Source organism: Acinetobacter sp. ANC_7682, from assembly GCF_056779795.1.
The window spans coordinates 38,147-56,296 of record NZ_JBWYIQ010000017.1 but is presented as its reverse complement, the minus strand read 5'-3'; the positions used below and the strand labels follow the sequence as shown (position 1 = coordinate 56,296).

18 protein-coding genes, 4 tRNA genes and 1 pseudogene are annotated in these 18,150 nt (G+C 39.7%); 8 read left to right on the top strand and 15 right to left on the bottom strand.

The window, feature by feature from the left end; translation table 11 throughout:
* Positions 1 to 3 precede the first annotated feature (3 nt).
* The 8 genes from nusA to tpiA form a co-directional block, all read right to left on the bottom strand.
* Positions 4 to 1,488, bottom strand: a complete 1,485-nt coding sequence (gene nusA / locus AC1M9D_RS08400; protein ID WP_035266021.1) for a transcription termination factor NusA — start codon at positions 1,486 to 1,488, stop codon at positions 4 to 6.
* A 39-nt stretch (positions 1,489 to 1,527) separates the two neighbouring features.
* Positions 1,528 to 2,052 (bottom strand): ribosome maturation factor RimP, encoded by a 525-nt coding sequence (gene rimP, locus AC1M9D_RS08395; protein ID WP_035266019.1) that lies wholly within the window; start codon positions 2,050 to 2,052, stop codon positions 1,528 to 1,530.
* A gap of 202 nt (positions 2,053 to 2,254) precedes the next feature.
* Positions 2,255 to 2,331, bottom strand: a tRNA-Met gene (locus AC1M9D_RS08390).
* A 91-nt stretch (positions 2,332 to 2,422) separates the two neighbouring features.
* Positions 2,423 to 2,499: transfer RNA gene (locus tag AC1M9D_RS08385), tRNA-Met, on the bottom strand.
* An 81-nt stretch (positions 2,500 to 2,580) separates the two neighbouring features.
* Positions 2,581 to 2,657 (bottom strand) — tRNA-Met (locus tag AC1M9D_RS08380).
* Positions 2,658 to 2,705: 48 nt separating this feature from the next.
* Positions 2,706 to 2,790 (bottom strand) — tRNA-Leu (locus tag AC1M9D_RS08375).
* Positions 2,791 to 2,843: 53 nt separating this feature from the next.
* The gene (gene secG / locus AC1M9D_RS08370) at positions 2,844 to 3,173 is read right to left on the bottom strand and encodes a preprotein translocase subunit SecG (RefSeq protein WP_035266018.1); all 330 of its coding nucleotides are present in this window, start codon (positions 3,171 to 3,173) and stop codon (positions 2,844 to 2,846) included.
* A 13-nt stretch (positions 3,174 to 3,186) separates the two neighbouring features.
* The gene (tpiA, locus tag AC1M9D_RS08365; protein WP_481611925.1) at positions 3,187 to 3,978 is read right to left on the bottom strand and encodes a triose-phosphate isomerase; all 792 of its coding nucleotides are present in this window, start codon (positions 3,976 to 3,978) and stop codon (positions 3,187 to 3,189) included.
* Positions 3,979 to 4,239: 261 nt separating this feature from the next.
* Here tpiA and pilB point away from each other — a divergent pair, with 261 nt between their 5' ends.
* From pilB to coaE, 4 genes are read left to right on the top strand one after another with little or no spacing between them, the layout of a single operon-like run.
* Positions 4,240 to 5,949 (top strand): type IV-A pilus assembly ATPase PilB, encoded by a 1,710-nt coding sequence (gene pilB / locus AC1M9D_RS08360; RefSeq protein WP_092766658.1) that lies wholly within the window; start codon positions 4,240 to 4,242, stop codon positions 5,947 to 5,949.
* 20 nt (positions 5,950 to 5,969) lie between these two features.
* Positions 5,970 to 7,196 carry a type II secretion system F family protein gene (locus tag AC1M9D_RS08355; protein WP_035266014.1) on the top strand — a complete coding sequence of 409 codons (1,227 nt, stop codon included), beginning with the start codon at positions 5,970 to 5,972 and terminating at the stop codon, positions 7,194 to 7,196.
* Entirely contained in the window at positions 7,196 to 8,056 is an 861-nt protein-coding gene (locus tag AC1M9D_RS08350) for a prepilin peptidase (RefSeq protein ID WP_035266012.1), read from the top strand. Before AC1M9D_RS08355 ends, AC1M9D_RS08350 begins: the two co-directional genes overlap by 1 nt.
* A gap of 41 nt (positions 8,057 to 8,097) precedes the next feature.
* On the top strand, positions 8,098 to 8,700 hold the full coding sequence (gene coaE, locus AC1M9D_RS08345) for a dephospho-CoA kinase (protein WP_092766656.1): 603 nt from the start codon (positions 8,098 to 8,100) through the stop codon (positions 8,698 to 8,700).
* Positions 8,701 to 8,716: 16 nt separating this feature from the next.
* Here coaE and AC1M9D_RS08340 read toward each other — a convergent pair whose 3' ends face one another.
* The 3 genes from AC1M9D_RS08340 to ppnP all read right to left on the bottom strand — a co-directional run bounded on the left by AC1M9D_RS08340 (position 8,717) and on the right by ppnP (position 10,856).
* A complete protein-coding gene (locus AC1M9D_RS08340; protein WP_092766655.1) occupies positions 8,717 to 9,643 on the bottom strand; it encodes a DMT family transporter in 927 nt (308 codons plus the stop codon).
* 6 nt (positions 9,644 to 9,649) lie between these two features.
* Positions 9,650 to 10,396, bottom strand: coding sequence for a 23S rRNA (guanosine(2251)-2'-O)-methyltransferase RlmB (rlmB, locus tag AC1M9D_RS08335; protein ID WP_481611924.1), 747 nt, complete (start codon positions 10,394 to 10,396; stop codon positions 9,650 to 9,652).
* Between the two features lie 136 nt (positions 10,397 to 10,532).
* On the bottom strand, positions 10,533 to 10,856 hold the full coding sequence (gene ppnP, locus AC1M9D_RS08330) for a pyrimidine/purine nucleoside phosphorylase (RefSeq protein WP_092766653.1): 324 nt from the start codon (positions 10,854 to 10,856) through the stop codon (positions 10,533 to 10,535).
* 316 nt (positions 10,857 to 11,172) lie between these two features.
* On the opposite strand from ppnP, the gene recN reads away from it, so the two are divergent.
* The 3 genes from recN to ruvX all read left to right on the top strand — a co-directional run bounded on the left by recN (position 11,173) and on the right by ruvX (position 13,912).
* On the top strand, positions 11,173 to 12,840 hold the full coding sequence (recN, locus tag AC1M9D_RS08325) for a DNA repair protein RecN (RefSeq protein ID WP_179998798.1): 1,668 nt from the start codon (positions 11,173 to 11,175) through the stop codon (positions 12,838 to 12,840).
* A gap of 81 nt (positions 12,841 to 12,921) precedes the next feature.
* Complete coding sequence (locus AC1M9D_RS08320) at positions 12,922 to 13,476, top strand: YqgE/AlgH family protein (RefSeq protein WP_035266003.1); 555 nt, start codon at positions 12,922 to 12,924, stop codon at positions 13,474 to 13,476.
* On the top strand, positions 13,469 to 13,912 hold the full coding sequence (gene ruvX / locus AC1M9D_RS08315) for a Holliday junction resolvase RuvX (RefSeq protein ID WP_035266001.1): 444 nt from the start codon (positions 13,469 to 13,471) through the stop codon (positions 13,910 to 13,912). The genes AC1M9D_RS08320 and ruvX overlap by 8 nt, the downstream gene beginning before the upstream one ends.
* 16 nt (positions 13,913 to 13,928) lie before the next feature.
* On the opposite strand, the gene AC1M9D_RS08310 is transcribed toward ruvX, so the two are convergent.
* On the bottom strand, positions 13,929 to 14,552 hold the full coding sequence (locus AC1M9D_RS08310; RefSeq protein ID WP_481611923.1) for an alpha-ketoglutarate-dependent dioxygenase AlkB family protein: 624 nt from the start codon (positions 14,550 to 14,552) through the stop codon (positions 13,929 to 13,931).
* Between the two features lie 135 nt (positions 14,553 to 14,687).
* Here AC1M9D_RS08310 and AC1M9D_RS08305 point away from each other — a divergent pair, with 135 nt between their 5' ends.
* Complete coding sequence (locus AC1M9D_RS08305) at positions 14,688 to 16,490, top strand: ABC transporter ATP-binding protein (protein WP_481588591.1); 1,803 nt, start codon at positions 14,688 to 14,690, stop codon at positions 16,488 to 16,490.
* Between the two features lie 3 nt (positions 16,491 to 16,493).
* Here AC1M9D_RS08305 and AC1M9D_RS08300 read toward each other — a convergent pair.
* From AC1M9D_RS08300 to pgsA, 3 genes and pseudogenes are all read right to left on the bottom strand, one after another.
* Positions 16,494 to 17,027, bottom strand: a pseudogene (locus tag AC1M9D_RS08300) (DUF4269 domain-containing protein).
* 98 nt (positions 17,028 to 17,125) lie between these two features.
* On the bottom strand, positions 17,126 to 17,494 hold the full coding sequence (locus tag AC1M9D_RS08295; RefSeq protein WP_481594804.1) for a hypothetical protein: 369 nt from the start codon (positions 17,492 to 17,494) through the stop codon (positions 17,126 to 17,128).
* A 57-nt stretch (positions 17,495 to 17,551) separates the two neighbouring features.
* Positions 17,552 to 18,139: a CDP-diacylglycerol--glycerol-3-phosphate 3-phosphatidyltransferase gene (gene pgsA, locus AC1M9D_RS08290; RefSeq protein ID WP_035265993.1), complete on the bottom strand. Its 588-nt coding sequence runs from the start codon at positions 18,137 to 18,139 to the stop codon at positions 17,552 to 17,554.
* Positions 18,140 to 18,150 lie beyond the last annotated feature (11 nt).

The following is an 18,150-nucleotide window of genomic DNA, read 5'->3' as shown; positions in this document are numbered from 1 at the left end:
TCGTTAATTAAACCATGATTCACGTGCTTTCATGATCAATTGACCTGCTTTCTCAGCACCTAAACCTTCGATATCAGAGATATCATCAGTTGCCTGATCTGCTAAATCATCTACTGTGATTACACCGCGAGCCGCTAATGCATAAGCAAGCTCTGAACTCATTCCTTCCATCGCTAGAAGCTCTTCGCTCGGTTCTTGAATATTTTCTTGCTCTTTCAGTGCATCTGCTAATGCAACTTCTTTCGCACGGCTTTGTAAAAGCTCAACCGTTTCTGCATCTAATTCGATTTCATCAAATGTTTCAGCTGGAACGTAAGCAATCTCTTCAAGTGAAGTAAAGCCCATTTCTACCAATGCCATCGCAAGGTCTTCTTCAATATCAAGACGACCTACAAACATATCGAGATATTGCTGTGCTTCATTTTGTTGACGAGCACGGTACTCTTCTTCAAGCATCATATTGAGCTTGTAACCAGTTAACTCAGAGGCTAAACGTACGTTTTGACCTTGAGAACCAATTGCACGCGCCAATTGATCGCTTGTAGCAAAAATAATATCTGCTGTGCGTTCTTCTTCATCAATCACAATACCCGATACATCTGCTGGCTCTAAAGCACTTGCGATATATTGAGCTGGATCATCTGACCAAACTACAACATCAATACGTTCACCGTTTAATTCTTGCTGTACAGCTTGGATACGTGTTCCACGCATACCAATACATGCACCAACTGGATCAATACGATGATCGTTCGTTTTCACTGCAATTTTAGCACGAACACCCGGTTGACGTGCAGCAGCTTTAATTTCGATGATTTCTTCAGAAATTTCTGGAATTTCTTTTTTCATCAATGCCATTAACATTTCTGGCTTAGCACGAGAAAGTTGTAGCTGCGCACCACGACCTTCACGGTTTACGTTAAATAAAATCGCATTTACACGTTGTTTAGGACGTAAAATTTCTTTTGCGATCATTTCTTCGCGTGCAAGATATGCTTCCGCATTCTCACCGAGGTCAATGATGAAACCATCTTTAGTTTGTTTCTTTACTTCACCGTAAATTAACTCACCAACTTTAGATTCATATGCATCTGCAATAAGCGCACGTTCAGCTTCACGAATTTTCTGAACAATAACTTGCTTCGCGATTTGAGCTGCAATACGACCAAATTCAATTGATTCTACTTCAAGCTCACGCACATCACCGATTGACCATTTCGCTGGGTCCACATCAGAAATCGCGTCTTGGCATGCAGGCATTTCATGATCTTCATCTGCTACTACAGTCCATTGACGGAAAGTACGGTATTCACCAGTCTTACGATCGATTTCAACGCGCAACTGTGCTTCTTCAGAATTTGTGCCTTCGTAGAATTTTTTCTTCGTTGCAGCAACTAGAGCTTGCTCGAGCGCTTCGAAAATCGCTTCACGACTAACACCTTTTTCATTACTAACCGTCTCAGCAACGGTAAGAATTTCACGGCCCATAAGTCACCTACTATTCAAATTCTTTTAGTTAAGATTAATTTAGTCTTGGTAGATCAAGTTGGCCTTATCGATATTGTGACTATCGATCTCGAGCACTTGTTGCTTTTCAACTTCAACTTGGATCATTTCATTTTCTACATCTACAGCAACCAGTTTCGCTTGGAATTTACGGCGGTTATCCACTGCAGAAATCAAACGTAAAGCAACTTGTTGACCAATATATGCTTGCATCTGTTCAAGTTTAAAGAAAGTGCGATCCCAACCTGGTGATGAAACTTCTAATGCATATTCACCAGAAATTGGATCATGAACATCGAGGATTGCACCAACTTGTTGGGTAACACGTACACAATCTTGCACACCCACACCACGACCAAGATCAATTTCACCGTCTTCGGAAATAACAGGTTCTTTGTTTGGATCTTCAGGCTTGTCAATGTAGATACGTACTAGCGAACGCTTACCCTGAGGTGTAAATTCTAAACCCCATAGTTCAACATCGCACGCCTCAACAGCGGGTGCGATCAGTTCATACAATGCTTGGGTTTTATTTGATAACTTCATTTACTCTCGTCATTTATGTGCGATTCAATCGGCCAACAGACCGACACAGACTAACTATAGTGATAGCATGATTATTTGACCAATTGATGTCCACACTACACGATAGATAACAAAAAAGGGCGCATTCGCCCCCATTATTGCACAGAAAAGCAATGCCCACTGTGCAAAAAGGCCCACCTAGTTGTGAGCCTCTTTAGAAACTTGGTAGCGGGAGCTGGATTTGAACCAACGACCTTCGGGTTATGAGCCCGACGAGCTACCAGACTGCTCCATCCCGCATCAACGTGCAAAATTATATCTAAATTTGAATCATTTTTCAATCAGAAAAACTCTCTAATTAGACTTGATTAAGTTGCACCTTAATCAAAAGTGGTAGCGGGAGCTGGATTTGAACCAACGACCTTCGGGTTATGAGCCCGACGAGCTACCAGACTGCTCCATCCCGCATCAACGTGCAAAAAGTATATCTCAACTCAAACTTTGTTTAAGTTGCCTATTTTAAGTTTGCATCTTAATTATAGGATTGATTGGTAGCGGGAGCTGGATTTGAACCAACGACCTTCGGGTTATGAGCCCGACGAGCTACCAGACTGCTCCATCCCGCATCAACAGATTTTGCTGCAAACACCAACTTAAACTTCTGGATTATAAGTTGGTGCGGAAGGGGGGACTTGAACCCCCACGCCCGAAAGCACTACCACCTCAAGGTAGCGTGTCTACCAATTCCACCACCACCGCAGCTGTGACGCATTCTAGTGGTTTCAATGAAAAATTGAAAGCGAAATATTCAATTATTCAGCTGGTTTTGGTGCAGTTGATGAAGTTTCAGGCGATTTTTGATCAACTTGCTCAGTTGTGTTAATCGTTTTCAAACCATAAGCATCTGTCGTTTGCTGCTTTGCAAAGTAAGCCAAACTAATACTTGTAATAAAGAATAAAGCAGTAAGTATCCCAGTTAAACGTGTTAAGAAGTTACCAGAACCAGAAGCGCCAAATACAGTCGCTGCACCGCCACCGCCAAAAGACGCACCAGCATCTGCACCTTTACCATGCTGTACTAGAATTAAAATAATCATCAATAACGCTAAAATGATGTGTAGCACCAGTACAAAAGATTGCATGATGAACTCCTAATTATTTTGATTGAGCAAATGCTTGCGCAATTTGAACAAATGATTCTGCATTGAGTGATGCACCGCCTACGAGGGCACCATTAATATCTGGGCATGCTGCCAATTCAACAGCATTATCAGGTTTTACACTACCACCATAAAGAATTGCTATGTTTTGACCTTCAGGTGTAATTTGACTCAATCCTTCACGAATTTTAGCATGCATTGCTTGTGCATCATCCGGGGAAGCTGTTTTACCAGTACCAATTGCCCAAATTGGCTCGTAGGCGACGGTAATATGCACCCATTGCTCTGGATTCACAACACCTGCAATGTCACAAATTTGTTGTAACACCACTTGCTCAGCTTGCCCACTTTCACGCTGTTCAAGGCTTTCACCCACACAATAGATGATATGTAAGTTAGCAGCTAAAGCATTTTTTATTTTTTCATTAAGAATCGCAGGCGTGTCATTAAATATTTCACGACGCTCAGAATGTCCAATTAATACATAATCGACTTGGCTATCCTTTAAAAGATCTGCACTGACTTCACCTGTAAATGCACCAGTACCAGCAATACGCGATACATCTTGAGCAACCACAAACACTTCATGAGCATCTGTTGCAAGTTCATTTTTTACTTGGAGTAAAGCCAATAAAGTTGGCGCAACACCAATTTTACAAACTTCATGAGCGATTGAAGCTTGCTCAAGCTGTTGTTTCAAATCAGCTAAAAGCTGTTGCGTGTTAGCCTGCATTGGGTTCATTTTCCAATTGCCTACAACCCACGGAGTAATTGTCGAACCCGACATAGATCTAACCTTCTATCAAAAATGCGCACATTCTACACGGATTTTAAAAAATTAACGTAAAAATTCAATGGATACAGATTCAGCACCTAGAATTCTTTAAAAAAAGACAACATAAGACACGATATCCAACAGAATAAGTGAAAAAATTCAATTTTTTCATAGTTTTCGGATAATATTAATGATTTTAAGTATAGAATTTTCTACTTATAACCGTATAATTTTAATATTCGAATTATAAAATGAATTTAAGGCGTATTGGGGATGACTTTAGATCAAAGTGGGCCAAAATTTTCTGGGTTAAGTCGTCGTTTGGTTGATGAAGGCATTTTGACCTCCCAGCAAATGCAAAATGCTATTATTAATTCAAAAAAATCTCATCAAAAATTAGTACCTTACCTCGTTGAACATCTCAAAATACGAGCAAATACGATTGCTGAAATGGTTGCTCAAGAGTTTGGGGAGCCATTGTTCGATTTAGATGCATATAATGTTGAGTTACTACCCAAAGATATCGTTGCAGAAAATCTTGTTACAAAACATGTAATCTTACCTTTGTATCAAAGAGGTATATCTTTATTTGTAGCGACGAGTGATCCTACAGATATCGAAGCATTGGAAGCAATTCGATTTAATAGTAAATTAAACGTCGTTCCTATTACTGTAGAACATAATAAACTTGAAAAACTGATCGAAAAGCATTTTTCTGAAAATGAGAATTTCAATTTCGGTGATGAAGATCTTGACGTTAACGTGGTCGAGAACGATACACCGCAAAATAATAACGATGATGGTCCTTCAGGTGATGATTCCCCGATTGTTAAGTACATCAACAAGCTTTTGGTTGACGCCATTCGCATGGGTGCATCAGATTTACACTTCGAACCTTATGAAAAAACGTACCGAGTTCGATACCGCGTTGATGGTGTTTTAAGAACTATTGCAAATCCACCATTGCAACTCGCGAATCGATTAGCTTCACGCTTGAAAGTTATGTCTCAAATGGATATTTCAGAAAAGCGTATTCCGCAAGATGGCCGTATTAAGCTTAAATTATCTCGTACTAAAGCGATTGATTTTCGTGTTAACTCATTACCAACCCTATTTGGCGAAAAAATCGTATTACGTATTTTGGATCCGTCTAGTGCAATGCTCGGTATTGATGCATTAGGTTATGAAGAAGATCAGAAAGCTTTATTCCTTGAGGCACTTGAGAAGCCTCAAGGCATGTTACTGATTACGGGTCCAACAGGTTCTGGTAAAACAGTATCGCTTTATACAGGATTGAATATTTTAAATACTGAAAATGCCAACATCTCTACAGCAGAAGATCCCGTAGAAATTAACTTAGAAGGCATTAATCAGGTCAACGTCAACTATAAAGTGGGCTTAAGCTTCTCAGTCGCATTGAAATCATTCCTGCGTCAAGATCCTGATATTATTATGGTCGGGGAGATTCGAGATCTCGAAACAGCTGAAATTGCAATTAAGGCAGCACAAACAGGCCACATGGTGATGTCTACACTTCATACCAATAGTGCTCCTGAAACCTTAACCCGGTTGCGCAATATGGGGGTTCCCTCTTTTAATATTGCAACTTCGGTGAATCTCGTCATTGCTCAACGACTTGCTAGACGACTGTGTGTACACTGTAAAGTACCTGCTGATATTCCTAAACCAAGTTTGTTAGAAATGGGATTCACAGAACAGGATTTAGCAGATCCAGATTTTAAAATTTATCAACCTGTCGGTTGTCCTGAGTGCCGTGATGGTTATAAAGGACGTGTCGGTATTTATGAAGTCATGAAAGTGACACCTGAAATTTCGAAGATTATTATGGATGATGGCAATGCATTAGAGATTGCAGCTGCATCTGAAAGACTGGGGTTTAAGAATCTTCGACGTTCAGGATTAATTAAGGTCATGAACGGACTTACTTCTTTACAAGAAGTGAATCGAGTGACCAGTGAATAATTAAAAATAAGGAAATCATTATGGCGGTGAAAAAAGCACAGATGATGCCAACGTTTGTATATGACGGCGTGGATCGCAAGGGAACCAAAGTTAAAGGTGAAATGCCTGCGCGTAATATTCAACTTGCAAAAGTCATGCTCCGCAAACAAGGCATTACGGTGCGTAGTATCCGCGAGAAGCGCAAGAATATTCTTGAAGGCTTAATGAAGAAGAAAGTGTCTACTTTGGACATCACCATCTTTACGCGTCAGCTTGCCACCATGATGAAAGCAGGTGTACCACTTGTTCAAAGCTTTGAAATTGTTGCAGAAGGCTTAGATAATCCTGCAATGCGTGAAGTGGTTTTGGGTATTAAAACTGAGGTCGAAGGTGGTAATACTTTTGCAGGTGCACTACGCAAATATCCTCAGCATTTTGATCAGTTATTCTGCTCATTGGTAGAATCAGGTGAGCAATCAGGTGCGCTTGAAACCATGCTCGATCGAGTCGCGATTTATAAAGAAAAAAGTGAAGTTCTCAAACAAAAAATTAAAAAAGCGATGAAGTATCCAATTGCTGTCATTGTTGTTGCAATTATTGTGACCATTATTTTGATGGTCAAAGTGGTTCCTGTCTTCTCTGAGATGTTTAGCTCATTTGGCGCAGACTTACCTGCGTTCACGCAACTCGTAGTGGCAATGTCTGAGTGGGTGCAAAAATATTGGTTTATTTTAATTATCGGTATCGCGCTGACCATTATCGGCTTTATTGAAGCCAAAAAACGTAGTCAAAAATTTGCGGATGCATTAGATCGCACGGCTTTAAGGCTGCCTATTTTTGGTGATCTGGTTTATAAAGCAATTATCGCACGTTATAGCCGTACACTTTCAACCACATTTGCTGCCGGCGTCCCTTTAATCGATGCACTCCAATCAACAGCTGGTGCAACGAATAACGTGGTATATGAGCAAGCAGTTATGCGTATTCGTGACGACGTTGCGACTGGTCAACAACTTCATTTCGCTATGCGCTCGACCAATTTATTCCCATCTATGGCTGTGCAAATGGTAGCGATTGGTGAAGAATCGGGTTCACTCGATGCTATGCTAGATAAGGTTGCAACCCATTATGAAAGTGAAGTCGACAATGCTGTCGATGGCTTAACCTCCATGATGGAGCCTTTGATTATGGCCATTCTAGGTGTCTTGGTCGGCGGCTTAGTCATCGCAATGTATCTTCCAATCTTCCAAATGGGTTCTGTGGTGTAATGAACGAAATAATTGCGTATTTAATTCAATCGCCTACAGCACTCTATTTAACTGTAGGAATCATCAGCTTATGTGTCGGCAGTTTTTTAAATGTTGTCATTTACCGCACACCTAAAATGATGGAGCAAGAATGGCGTCAAGACTGTCAGATGTTTTTACATCCCGACCAAGCCATAATTGATGAAGATAAGCTCACGCTAAGTAAACCCGCATCGACCTGCCCGAAATGTAAAACACCTATTCGTTGGTATCAAAATATCCCCGTGATAAGTTGGTTATTTTTACGTGGAAAATGTGGTGAATGTGAAAATCCGATTGGCATTCGTTATCCACTGGTAGAAGTTTTGACTGCTGTTTGCTCATTAGTGGTCGTCGCGGTATTTGGTCCAAGCCTACAAATGCTTTTTGGCTTAATTTTAACGTGGACACTGATCGCACTCACATTCATCGACTTCGATACACAACTTTTACCCGATCGATATACTCTCCCCTTGGCTGCACTTGGTTTAGCGGTAAATAGCTATGCACTCTACACCTCACCTACCTCCGCCATTTGGGGTTATTTGATTGGTTTCCTCTGTTTATGGGTGGTGTACTATCTATTTAAAATCGTGACAGGCAAAGAAGGAATGGGATATGGCGACTTCAAATTACTGGCCGCGCTTGGTGCATGGATGGGTCCATTTTTATTACCGCTCATTGTCCTACTTTCATCCTTAGTCGGTGCAATCATCGGCATCATTTTGATGAAAGTCAAAAAAGAAAATCAGCCCTTTGCTTTTGGACCTTATATTGCGATTGCTGGATGGATTGCATTCTTATGGGGTAACGAAATTATGAAGGTTTATTTAGGCGGTTAAGCTAAAATAAGCCCCATTATGATAATTACAAGGTTTTTTACATGCGCTTTATTTTGGGCTTAACAGGTGGTATTGGAAGTGGAAAAACTGCTGCAAGTCAGTGGTTTGAAACACAAGGTATTACTGTTGTTGATGCAGATATCGTAGCACGTGAAGTGGTTGAAATTGGAAAACCTGCACTACAAAAAATTAAAGATCATTTTGGGGATTGGGTGCTATTGGAAGATGGCGCACTCGACCGCAGAGCGTTAAGAGACCATATTTTCAAACATCCTGAAGCTAGAAAGATATTAGAAAATATTACGCATCCTGCAATTCGCCTATCGATTATTGAACAACTACAACGGGCGACCAGTCCTTATGCCATTTTAGTTTCCCCACTCTTATTTGAAACCAATCAACACCAACTTACTCAACGTACTTTACTGATCGATGCATCCACAGAATTACAAATCTTGCGTGCTTCGCAACGTGATCATCAAGACATTGAGCAAATTAAAAAAATAATGAGTGCGCAAATGTCTCGTGAAGAAAAATTAAAACGTGCAGACGATGTTGTTATTAATGATGGTGAACTTGATCATCTCTATCAACAACTCGCAGTAAAACACCAATATTATCTCGATATTACACAACAAGCTTAGATTTTAAAAAAGCAGTCTAAGAAGACTGCTTTTTTTGTTGCTCAAGTTTTTGGCTTAGTGCATCTTGGCGACCCAGCCATCGCCATGGTTGTAATGCGCCTATCGCCATACCCAACAACCCAAATAACATCGCAATACTTAAAGGTTCATTTAACAAAGGCACTGCCAAAATTGCAGCTAAAAAAGGCGCTAAATTGGTAATGCTCCCTGCTTTAAAAGCTCCGAGTCTTTTAATCGCTTCCACATAAGTTAAAGTTGCAATAATGACCACGAATATGCCATGAAATATTGTCTGAAACAGTAAATGCTGAGGCTCAGGAGTACTAAGATCTTTGGGTAAAAATAACACGTAAATGGGTACATAAATCACGGCTGACCAGATGGCAACTCCACACATCGCCTGCCATGCACTCAGTTGGAATTTACGCAGTAATACGGTAAATATTGCCCAAAAAATGGCGCTCAAGAAGAATAATCCATCACCAGCACCAAAAGGAATGCCTGATTCACGATACATCAGGAGACTCATAATACCGAGCACGGTGATCATAATGAGCAAACTTGCCCATGTATGACGATCAAAAGCCTGCTTCATCAATATAAAAGCCACGATGGCAGTACAAATAGGAATACAACCATTGAGAAAAATTGCAGCATGCGCAGTCGGTGCATAGTGAAATGCGCTATAAGCCAACAAACAATAGATCACACCACCAATCATTGCCAAAATAAATGGTTCTTTTTTAAGTAAAAAAGAGGCTTCTCTACGATAAAGTAAAATCGGCATTAAGATCAAAAAAGCCAGTGAAAAACGCAGTGCCACAATGTCCCACGTATTGATGTGCCATAGCGCATTTAATCGTGCAGTGAGGGTAAATCCCCCCCAGATGCACATGGTAGTAATAAGAAAAAAATAGCCTTGGGCTCGATCTGAAAGTGCCATCTCAAATTAGGCTTGACGTTGTCTACACGCTTCGTAAAGTGCCATGCCTGTCGCCACACTCACATTCAAACTTTGTAAATTTCCACTCATTGGAATATAAACTTTTTGATCGCATTGCGCCTGAGTAATCGGTCTTAAACCAGTATCTTCAGCACCCATAATCACTGCGACAGGACCAGTCAAATCACATTCGTGAATAGGTAGAGCATGCTCATCTAACATCGTGCCAATCACTCGTACATTAAAATCATCTTTGATTTTAGCTAAAGTACGAGCCAAATTCGTCACTTGGATAAATTTAACTTTCTCTGCACCACCAGCAGCAACCTTACGAGCCGTTGGTGTTAAGCTCGCAGAACGATCACGAGGAACAACAACCGCGTGTACGCCCATGGCTGCCGCAGTTCGAATACACGCACCCAAATTATGCGGGTCCGTCACTTGGTCAAGCGCCAGTAAAAAAACATTGTCTGTACTTTTGATTAATTGCTCAAGATCATTTTCATTCAGCGTTGGATGAGGACGAACTGCAGCAACGACACCTTGATGAAAAGGTTGTCCAGCCAGTTTTTCAAGGCTGTCTCGGCTCGCTTTTTGAATACTAATTCCGAAAGGTTCAGCCAACTCAAAAATACGTTTTAAACGTTGATCTTCACGACCTTTTAGTGCAAATAGAGTCAAAACGCGTTCAGGTTCTAACTCCAACAATGACTCCACAGAATGAACGCCATAATAATATTCGGGTTTAGCCATGAACGACCTCAACTCACTAAGACAATACAATAATATAGAAAAGAAAAATCCCGCAAAGCCAACTTTACAGGATTTTATATAGCGAATAGTTTAACCGATTTGACCATTGAATGTTGGTCAAATTTTTTTTGGGTAATTAGCCTTCGAAATGACAAACGTAGTCTAATACGTCATCTGTTTCGATTTTGAAACGACTCTCACCAGGCACGTAAAACGACTGCCCTGCACGGAAAAGCTCATGTTCTTCATTGTCTGCAATTGTGACACGACATTCACCAGAAATAATTTCCATACGCTCTGGTACATGTGTTTCAAAAGTAAGCGGTTGTTCCGTCGGTAGAATAACCCCAAGTGTTTTTTTCGTACCGTCTTCAAATTGAACAGTGTGGCTAATACACGTCCCGCCAAAATAAACATTTGATTTTTTTACAACAGATACATGATCAAATTGTGATGACATGCGTATTCTCCAAATAATGCGCATTTTATAAATTTTAATTGCCGTAGTTTAATTGCGCTCGAGCAACTAATCAATCAGTGTTTTGCAATGGTTTTTATAAGCAACTTTTATTCCCTATTGATGAAATTTAAAGATTTTTTTGATTTCTTCTATGTATCTTTTGTACACAGGTAAAAGAATATATTCAGTCACTAGTAATCAACCTAATTTCAGTTAAAATGCAAACTAAAAGTTCTCATATTCAAATGTCGTGACTTGAGACTAAAACAAAATTTCTCTATCTTAGAATCCACACTTTCGCAGCTCGGATGCGTTTATGCTGACACACCTTAATCTGATCAACTTTGCTTTAGCCGATAACTTAGCCATTGATATTGATCAAGGTTTCAATGTTCTTACGGGTGAAACTGGTGCAGGTAAATCTTTATTACTCGATGCATTATCAGCGTGTTTAGGCGAGCGTACTGATACGAATTACGTTCGTTATGGTTCAGATAAGGCTGATGTTACAGCCGTATTTAGTTATCAAGATCAAAGTCCCGAAGCTGAATGGTTAAGCACTCATGAGCTGGCAGATGAATCAGGTGAAATTCATCTAAGACGGGTAATATTTGCTACAGGTCGTAGTAAAGCTTGGATCAATGGACGTCCAAGTAGTCTGTCAGAATTAAAGGAAATAGGCAGACTCTTAGTCCAACTTTACAGCCAGCATAGTCAGCAACAACTGTTAGAACCGCCCTATCCAAAACATTGGTTAGATCGTTACAGCAACTTTGGTCAACATACGCTTGCTGTCAAAGACAGTTATAACGCATGGCAAAAAAATATCCGACAGCATCAAGCTGCGCTTGATGCACAGACCACCCGCCTTCAACGCATTGAGACACTTAATCTTCAATTAGAAGAATTAGAAGAAGTGGTTCGACTTGACTATAAAGAAATTGAACAAGAGTTCGATCGCTTAAGTCATCATGAACACATCATGCAAGATTGTAGTTATGCAATCAACGTTTTAGATGAGTCTGATCAAAATATCACTCAGGAAATTTCAAGTATTATTCGCAAGCTTGAATCTCATGCGGGTCGTAGTGATTTACTCTCTGAAATTTATAACTCATTATTAAATGCGCAAAGTGAACTCGATGATGCCAGTGCTAATTTAAAACAATTCATTGACCGTCAGAGTTTTGATCCTGAACGAATGGAAGAGTTAAACACACAACTGGAAATATTCCATCGTTTAGCGCGCAAATATCGAGTACAGCCCGAAGATTTAAAATCAGAATACGAACATTGGCAGGCAGAGCTAGAACAATTACATCAGCTTGAAGATCCAGAGACTTTGGCTGAACAAGTTGAAATTTCACATCAACAGTTTATAGAGAAAGCTCAATATCTAGATGATATTCGTCGTAAAGCAGCAGAGCCCTTAGCCAAACTCTTGACAGAACAAGTCAAACAACTGGCTTTACCAGAAGCTCATTTTGAATTCCGTTTCGATCCTCTGGAGCAGCCTTCATCTGAAGGGTTTAGTTTTATTCAATTATTGTTCACAGCAAACAAAGGGATTCCACCTCAACCGCTTGCGAAGGTTGCCTCTGGTGGTGAATTGTCACGTATTGCATTGGTCATGCAAGTCATGAATGCAGAAAAAACCGAAGCTGAAGTACTCGTTTTTGATGAAATTGATGTGGGTATCAGTGGTGGAACAGCTGAGATTGTCGGTCGCTTATTGGCTGGATTAGGTCAACATGTTCAAATTCTATGTATTACACATCAAGCCCAAGTTGCAGCGCAATCGGACCAACATTTGTTAGTGAAAAAACTGCAAACAGACCCTGCTAGCAGCACTATCGTTGAGCTTGATGAAGATCAACGGATATTAGAGCTTGCTCGTATGACTGGTGGTGTCGAAATTAGCGAGACCACCCTTCAACATGCAAAACAATTAAGACAATTAAAGTTTCAGACCAGCACATCTTGATTATTTTAAAAGGATTGTTGAAAACCCATAAGTCTAGTATGTTGAAGTAAAGTGATACTCAAACATAGGAGAAGCCATTAGGTGAGTAAACAATTTCTAACGCACCGTTGCCTGATTGCCCCACCTGATTTAGCAGATGATTTCTTCGCAAATAGTGTGGTCTATATTGCTCGTCATGATCATGAAGGTGCGCAGGGAATTATGATCAATCGTCCAGCTGGGATTCAGGTTAAAGAACTCTTAACAGATCTTGATATCGTTGCAGATCATGTTCACCCACATGATGTCTTACAAGGTGGTCCTTTACGACCAGAAGCGGGTTTTGTACTTCATACGGGGCAACCTACTTGGCATGCGTCCATCGCTGTAGGTGAAAATCTCTGTTTAACAACTTCAAAGGATATTCTTGATGCAATCGCACACAATGAAGGTGTTGGTCGCTATCAAATTGCTTTAGGCTATGCAAGTTGGAGTAAAAACCAGTTGGAACAAGAAATCGCTCGAGGTGACTGGCTCATTTGTGACTCTGATATGGATTTGATTTTTAACTTACCCTATGACGATCGCTGGGACGCTGCCTATAGAAAAATGGGGGTCGATCGTACATGGCTTTCATCTGAGATTGGACATGCCTGATTCAACTACCGCTCAACTCATTATGGCCTTTGACTTTGGCACACAAAAAACAGGAATGGCTGTAGGATCGTCCATTATTGAAAGTGCTACGCCACTTTCACTTTTACCGATGAAAGATGGCATTCCCAATTGGGATGATCTACTCAAAATTGTAAAACAGCATTCTCCAAATCTGTTTTTAGTGGGGCTACCACTGAATATGGATGATAGCGAATCGGAACTATCAACACGAGCACGTAAATTTGCCCGTCGTTTAAGACACCAAACCAATATAGAAACATGGATGGTGGATGAGCGATTAACAACTCGCGAAGCGCGTGATGAACTTGATCATTATCAGGCGCAAGGGCGTGGAAAAAAGTTGTCCGCAGACAGCTTGGCAGCCGCTTTATTTATTGAAAGTTGGTATCGTAATCCTCAAGGTATTCAACCTTAATAGAATATTTGCCACTTCATCTAGGATAAAAATAGCGAAAGGTTAAATTGATTCTAGGCTCTAATACTTTGGTTGATTTCGCTAAAGTGTGTTTCCAAAAACGCTGTGTTTGACCTTTCATCACAATCAACTGTCCTGATTGTAGATACATTTCCGCAGTATGAATTTTATCACGATGTTTAAATCTAAATTTTCGGGTTGCGCCGAGACTCAGTGAGGCAATGACGGTCCCGCCATGTTCAGGATCTCTTAATGCAGCTTCATCATCACTATGCCATCCTACACCTTGAGTTCCATCTTCATACAAATTGGCCAAACAAGAATTAAATTGAACTCCTGTTATAAGTTCAATTTTTTGCTTGAGTACTAATAATTTCAAATCCCAAATCTGTGCTTGTTTATCCATTCCTGAATAGTGATATTGATAGTTTTGGTCACCATACCATACGACTTTACGACCCGTCTTAAAATATTGGCCGTATAAAATCACTTCATCCTGTTTCCAAGCCAAAGCTTCTAAAAAATAATCGAAATAATCCTGTGATTCAGCATGAGTAAGTATAAGACCGTAATCTTCTACAATCCCATCACAAGGTAGGAGATTTGAATTGGGTTCGGGTGCAAACAGCTCAAAGTTCATAACCAATTTGCCATGAAAATATAACCGTATATTAGCTGAATATTTCAACTGACAAATTGAAACATTGTGAACGCTTGTGACACTGGACAATCAAGCTTAGACTGGCATAAATCTAGACAATAAAAACAATCGCTTATGAATTTATGGCAACTTTTTCTAAAACTTAAACCTTTCGTTCGACCTTATCGCTTTTTAGTGATTGCCACTCTCTTTCTTACGCTCATCGGCTCATTCACAGCTCAAGTGAATGCACTCACTTTGCAGTATGCGGTTGATGAAATTAATGCGCTGGTTGAGAATGGCTTTGGCTTAGCCGAAGGCTGGAATATCCTGATTACCATTACAGCGATATTATTGGGTAAAGAAGTGATTAATGCTTTTGTGCAATTCGGACAAAAGTTTTATGGTGAAAAACTTAGAATTTTTATTTCACAAGATTTAGCACAAGGCATCATTGAAAAATTTCTGACCTATAGATTAGCTTTTTTCAACGAAGAGAATAATCAGGCGGGCAAATTACAAACACGAATCGATCGTGGTATTGGCTCTCTGACTCGTCTAGTTCAAATATTCTTTATTGACATTTTGCCGTTATTTACCAGTGCGATCGTGGCTTTAGGATTAATGTACTACGCCAACTTTTATGTTGGCTTGGTGGCGACCACTATCGTTCCAATCTACTTCTGGTTAACTTATAAACAAGCACAAAAACTCGGAGGCTGGCGTCGGAATTTACGTGATGGTCGAGAAAAGAAAAGCCAAGGTATCCTCGGAATTATTAATTCAATTACGGTTATCAAATCTTTCAACCGCGAGTCAATAGAATCAACCAAACAACTCAAACTACAAAAAGAACTCACAGATAATCAAATGCAAACCCGTCAAGTCAGTTTTTTATTTGATGGGTTAAAAACCTTTATTGAACAAATAGGTATTGTTTTAATCATCATCCTAACTGCGTATTTTGTGCTTGATGGTCAGATGAGCATCGGTATGATCATGTTTCATGTACTGTTGTTCAATAATGTATCCGCGCCAATTCGCTCCTTACATCGTATATATGATGAAGTGAATGATGCCATGATCTATTCAGAAAGCTTCTTTAAAATTTTAGAAGCAGATGATCAAATTGAACCTACAGGTCAACTCAAACCGCAAATTCAAGGAAAATTTACGCTGAAAAATGTTGAATTCTTTTATCCAAACGGTCATCACGCACTAAAGAATATCAATATGGAGATTCGACCCAATAAAATTACTGCATTAGTTGGCTTATCAGGTGCGGGAAAATCAACCTTAATCAGTCTTTTAGATAAATTTTATGAACCTAATCAGGGGTGTATCGAACTCGATGGCATCGATCTCAATCAAATTGATACACAATATTTGAGAGATCATATTGGATTAGTCCTACAAAAAAATCATATTTTCCAAGGGACTATTCTTGAAAATATTCGCTATGGTAAAACAGATGCTACTGAAGAAGACGTGATCATTGCTGCTAAAAAAGCATCCATTCATGAGCAAATTTTACAACTTCCAGATGGCTATCATTCCGATGCATTGCAACTCTCTGGAGGACAACAACAGCGTATTGCGATTGCTCGTATGTTCTTGAAAAATCCACCGATTATCTTTTTAGATGAACCGACAGCGAGTTTGGATGCCATTGCTTCGGAACAAATTAAACAAAGCCTTGATGAGATTAAACAAGGACGTACTGTCATTATTATCTCGCACAGCCTGTCGCAAATTATTGATGCGGATTACACCTATGTCATGAAAGAAGGCGAAATTGCCGAGCATGGAGAACATGATGCTCTTTACCATCAAGACGGTGTATATAAACAAATTTTTGATGCGATGGCTAAAAGTTTGAATATCGAAAAAATTGCAAAAACTTTTGAAGACGATGGAGATGAGGAAACCCATAGTTAAAGTTTAATCTAGGTAACCTTGGCATTGAAGCAGTTGAATCAACACACAGTCATCTGCTTCATATAGCTGACTTAACTTCGTGTAAGGATCACCATCGAGCGCTAACATCTGTGCAAATGCAGGTTCAGTTTTTATACCTTTTAGCTTAAGGCGAATGATTTCCTGTTTAAATTGGTCATTTCCCAAATCTAATATTCTACGTTCAACATAGAAGTGCTGGAATCCCGCCTGCTGATGAATTGGTGTTGTAGAACAAAATATCTCAATTGACCAAGCACAATATTCAAGTCGGTAAATCTAAGTATCACGTTCAAAATAACTTCGCTCAATGCACCATGCCTTAAATGTTTGAAATAATTTTAGTGTTTCAATCAAATGATTCTCTTGCTCAATCGGATAACTACAAATGAGGTCGATATCACTTTGTGCTGTTGCAATTCCTAAAGGTGGCGTACCGACCACTGTAACTTGATACCACTTGAGTATTTCCATAAGGTTTAAGTCATCAATGACTTTTTGAAAGTGTATTTTTTTCATTGTTATTTTTAATCTCTAAGATGATTCAAATTTAAAGCGGTTGAATCTCACAATATGAATTACTTTAACCATCACCAGAAAAGCTTAAGCAATTAAGGTTATTTTTGATTTTCGATAACATCTAACGCATAAACAGTTTTAATATAATTTCGATACTGCGTTGAATAAGAGATTTCCAAACAACGCATAAGGTATGCTTTCTCTTTTGAATATTGATAGCTGCCTAACGCTTCTTTGAGCGCTTGATCAATATAATTTTGCACTTGTTTTGCCGCCTCATGGCTATGCTCACCGAGTTGAAAATATCCACCTCTCGCAATATTTGCTTCATTTGCATAAATCTCAGAATGAGATAGACAATACGCGATTCCATCATTATGCAAATACTCTTGTGCCCGTGATAAATCATCCGCATAAATGCTTGAACTCGACAAGATACTCAAAGCAATAGCAAATTTACTTCTCATTTTTTAAATCACGTTCTCAACGAAATAAAAAAAGCGCCTTTTGGCGCTTTAAATACATTAGGGTTGTTTTAGATATGGCCATGCTGCTCTTAAATAAATAAACATGGACCACAGTGTTAAAATTACAGCGGTATATAACAAACCATATGCAACTAATTCAAGTGGTTTCCAATTGAGTAAGAACACGGAAATAGCAATCATCTGAAAAGCTGTTTTATATTTGCCAACCGTAGATACAGCTACATTGGTACGTGCACCGAGCTCAGCCATCCACTCACGTAAAGCAGAAACCGTAATCTCGCGTGAAATAATCACAATCGCAGCAAAAGCCATCGAAATTGTAGGTTGCCATTGCACCAAAACAATCAATGCTGCCGCGACCATTAATTTATCCGCAACAGGATCTAAAAAACGTCCGAATGCAGAAGTCTGATTCAATGTTCTTGCCAAGTAACCATCAAACCAATCTGTGACAGCAGCAATCACAAAAATTGCAGTCAGAATGATATGACGCGTCATACCCCCTTCATGCCCACCCACACCAATCGCAGGAGGCCAATAGGCAATAATTAAAAAAACAGGTATTAACGCAATACGTGCTAGCGTCAAGATATTTGGTATATTCAGGATGCGACCTGTAGACATAGACACCGCCA

Excerpts from the sequence above, each read along its gene's own strand:
- AC1M9D_RS08340 (WP_092766655.1), bottom strand. The coding sequence starts at position 9,643 with ATGGCACTTTCAGATCGAGCCCAAGGCTATTTTTTTCTTATTACTACC.
- nusA (WP_035266021.1), bottom strand. The coding sequence starts at position 1,488 with ATGGGCCGTGAAATTCTTACCGTTGCTGAGACGGTTAGTAATGAAAAA.
- AC1M9D_RS08305 (WP_481588591.1), top strand. The coding sequence starts at position 14,688 with ATGAATTTATGGCAACTTTTTCTAAAACTTAAACCTTTCGTTCGACCT.
- rlmB (WP_481611924.1), bottom strand. The coding sequence starts at position 10,396 with ATGGCTAAACCCGAATATTATTATGGCGTTCATTCTGTGGAGTCATTG.
- tpiA (WP_481611925.1), bottom strand. The coding sequence starts at position 3,978 with ATGTCGGGTTCGACAATTACTCCGTGGGTTGTAGGCAATTGGAAAATG.
- recN (WP_179998798.1), top strand. The coding sequence starts at position 11,173 with ATGCTGACACACCTTAATCTGATCAACTTTGCTTTAGCCGATAACTTA.
- secG (WP_035266018.1), bottom strand. The coding sequence starts at position 3,173 with ATGCAATCTTTTGTACTGGTGCTACACATCATTTTAGCGTTATTGATG.
- pgsA (WP_035265993.1), bottom strand. The coding sequence starts at position 18,139 with ATGTCTACAGGTCGCATCCTGAATATACCAAATATCTTGACGCTAGCA.
- pilB (WP_092766658.1), top strand. The coding sequence starts at position 4,240 with ATGACTTTAGATCAAAGTGGGCCAAAATTTTCTGGGTTAAGTCGTCGT.
- coaE (WP_092766656.1), top strand. The coding sequence starts at position 8,098 with ATGCGCTTTATTTTGGGCTTAACAGGTGGTATTGGAAGTGGAAAAACT.
- AC1M9D_RS08310 (WP_481611923.1), bottom strand. The coding sequence starts at position 14,552 with ATGAACTTTGAGCTGTTTGCACCCGAACCCAATTCAAATCTCCTACCT.
- rimP (WP_035266019.1), bottom strand. The coding sequence starts at position 2,052 with ATGAAGTTATCAAATAAAACCCAAGCATTGTATGAACTGATCGCACCC.
- AC1M9D_RS08350 (WP_035266012.1), top strand. The coding sequence starts at position 7,196 with ATGAACGAAATAATTGCGTATTTAATTCAATCGCCTACAGCACTCTAT.
- AC1M9D_RS08295 (WP_481594804.1), bottom strand. The coding sequence starts at position 17,494 with ATGAGAAGTAAATTTGCTATTGCTTTGAGTATCTTGTCGAGTTCAAGC.
- AC1M9D_RS08355 (WP_035266014.1), top strand. The coding sequence starts at position 5,970 with ATGGCGGTGAAAAAAGCACAGATGATGCCAACGTTTGTATATGACGGC.
- ruvX (WP_035266001.1), top strand. The coding sequence starts at position 13,469 with ATGCCTGATTCAACTACCGCTCAACTCATTATGGCCTTTGACTTTGGC.
- ppnP (WP_092766653.1), bottom strand. The coding sequence starts at position 10,856 with ATGTCATCACAATTTGATCATGTATCTGTTGTAAAAAAATCAAATGTT.